Raw genomic sequence first — 2,941 nt, forward strand, 5'->3', positions numbered from 1 at the left:
AACAAGTTAAGTTAGAAAGGGCGCACGGTGGATGCCTTGGCACTAGGAGCCGATGAAGGACGGGACTAACACCGATATGCTTCGGGGAGCTGTAAGTAAGCTTTGATCCGGAGATTTCCGAATGGGGAAACCCACTATCCGTAATGGGATAGTATCGTTACTTGAATACATAGAGTAACTGAAGGCAGACCCGGGGAACTGAAACATCTAAGTACCCGGAGGAAGAGAAAGCAAACGCGATTCCCTTAGTAGCGGCGAGCGAAACGGGATTAGCCCAAACCAAGAGGCTTGCCTCTTGGGGTTGTAGGACACTCTACATGGAGTTACAAAGGAACGGGGTAGATGAATAGGTCTGGAAAGGCCAGTCACAGAAGGTAAAAACCCTGTAGTCGAAACTTCGTTCCCTCCTGAGTGGATCCTGAGTACGGCGGGACACGAGAAATCCCGTCGGAAGCAGGGAGGACCATCTCCCAAGGCTAAATACTCCCTAGTGACCGATAGTGAACCAGTACCGTGAGGGAAAGGTGAAAAGCACCCCGGAAGGGGAGTGAAATAGATCCTGAAACCGTGTGCCTACAAGTAGTTAGAGCCCATTAATGGGTGATAGCGTGCCTTTTGTAGAATGAACCGGCGAGTTACGATTACATGCAAGGTTAAGTTGAAGAGACGGAGCCGCAGCGAAAGCGAGTCTGAATAGGGCGATAGAGTATGTGGTCGTAGACCCGAAACCAGGTGATCTACCCATGTCCAGGGTGAAGTCCAGGTAACACTGGATGGAGGCCCGAACCCACGCACGTTGAAAAGTGCGGGGATGAGGTGTGGGTAGCGGAGAAATTCCAATCGAACTTGGAGATAGCTGGTTCTCTCCGAAATAGCTTTAGGGCTAGCCTCAAGGTAAGAGTATTGGAGGTAGAGCACTGTTTGGACTAGGGGCCCCCATCGGGTTACCGAATTCAGACAAACTCCGAATGCCAAATACTTATCCTTGGGAGTCAGACTGCGAGTGATAAGATCCGTAGTCAAGAGGGAAACAGCCCAGACCACCAGCTAAGGTCCCAAAGTATACGTTAAGTGGAAAAGGATGTGGAGTTGCTTAGACAACCAGGATGTTGGCTTAGAAGCAGCCACCATTTAAAGAGTGCGTAATAGCTCACTGGTCGAGTGACTCTGCGCCGAAAATGTACCGGGGCTAAACGTATCACCGAAGCTGTGGATTGACATCTATGATGTCAGTGGTAGGAGAGCGTTCTAAGGGCGTTGAAGCTAGACCGTAAGGACTGGTGGAGCGCTTAGAAGTGAGAATGCCGGTATGAGTAGCGAAAGATGAGTGAGAATCTCATCCACCGAATGCCTAAGGTTTCCTGAGGAAGGCTCGTCCACTCAGGGTTAGTCGGGACCTAAGCCGAGGCTGAAGAGCGTAGGCGATGGACAACAGGTTGATATTCCTGTACCACCTTATGAATCGTTTGAGCGATGGGGGGACGCAGGAGGATAGGGTAAGCGTGCTGTTGGATTAGCACGTCCAAGCAGTTAGGCTGGTAATGAGGCAAATCCCATTACCGTGAAGGCGGAGCTGTGACGGCGAGGGAAATATAGTACCGAAGTTCCTGATTCCACACTGCCAAGAAAAGCCTCTAGCGAGATTCAAGGTGCCCGTACCGCAAACCGACACAGGTAGGCGAGGAGAGAATCCTAAGGTGAGCGAGAGAACTCTCGTTAAGGAACTCGGCAAAATGACCCCGTAACTTCGGGAGAAGGGGTGCTCTTTTGGGTGCAAGCCCGAGAGAGCCGCAGTGAATAGGCCCAGGCGACTGTTTAGCAAAAACACAGGTCTCTGCGAAGCCGTAAGGCGAAGTATAGGGGCTGACACCTGCCCGGTGCTGGAAGGTTAAGAGGAGGGGTTAGCGTTCGCGCGAAGCTCTGAATTGAAGCCCCAGTAAACGGCGGCCGTAACTATAACGGTCCTAAGGTAGCGAAATTCCTTGTCGGGTAAGTTCCGACCCGCACGAAAGGTGTAACGATCTGGGCACTGTCTCAACGAGAGACTCGGTGAAATTATAGTACCTGTGAAGATGCAGGTTACCCGCGACAGGACGGAAAGACCCCGTGGAGCTTTACTGTAGCCTGATATTGAATTTTGGTACAGCTTGTACAGGATAGGTAGGAGCCTTGGAAGCCGGAGCGCCAGCTTCGGTGGAGGCATTGGTGGGATACTACCCTGGCTGTATTGACATTCTAACCCGCACCCCTTATCGGGGTGGGAGACAGTGTCAGGTGGGCAGTTTGACTGGGGCGGTCGCCTCCTAAAAAGTAACGGAGGCGCCCAAAGGTTCCCTCAGAATGGTTGGAAATCATTCGTAGAGTGTAAAGGCACAAGGGAGCTTGACTGCGAGACCTACAAGTCGAGCAGGGACGAAAGTCGGGCTTAGTGATCCGGTGGTTCCGCATGGAAGGGCCATCGCTCAACGGATAAAAGCTACCCCGGGGATAACAGGCTTATCTCCCCCAAGAGTCCACATCGACGGGGAGGTTTGGCACCTCGATGTCGGCTCATCGCATCCTGGGGCTGTAGTCGGTCCCAAGGGTTGGGCTGTTCGCCCATTAAAGCGGTACGCGAGCTGGGTTCAGAACGTCGTGAGACAGTTCGGTCCCTATCCGTCGTGGGCGTAGGAAATTTGAGAGGAGCTGTCCTTAGTACGAGAGGACCGGGATGGACGCACCGCTGGTGTACCAGTTGTCTTGCCAAAGGCATAGCTGGGTAGCTATGTGCGGAAGGGATAAGTGCTGAAAGCATCTAAGCATGAAGCCCCCCTCGAGATGAGATTTCCCATAGCGTAAGCTAGTAAGATCCCTGAAAGATGATCAGGTTGATAGGTTTGAGGTGGAAGCGTGGTGACACGTGGAGCTGACAAATACTAATAGATCGAGGACTTAACTAAAA

1 rRNA gene is annotated in these 2,941 nt (G+C 52.1%); it reads left to right on the forward strand.

Annotation, left to right across the window (positions count from 1 at the left end):
* The first annotated feature begins 4 nt into the window (after positions 1-4).
* Positions 5-2,939: ribosomal RNA gene (locus tag AC0B9F_RS37780) — 23S ribosomal RNA — on the forward strand.
* Positions 2,940-2,941: the final 2 nt, after the last annotated feature.

It is taken from the genome of Streptomyces sp. NPDC097129, assembly GCF_055668065.1.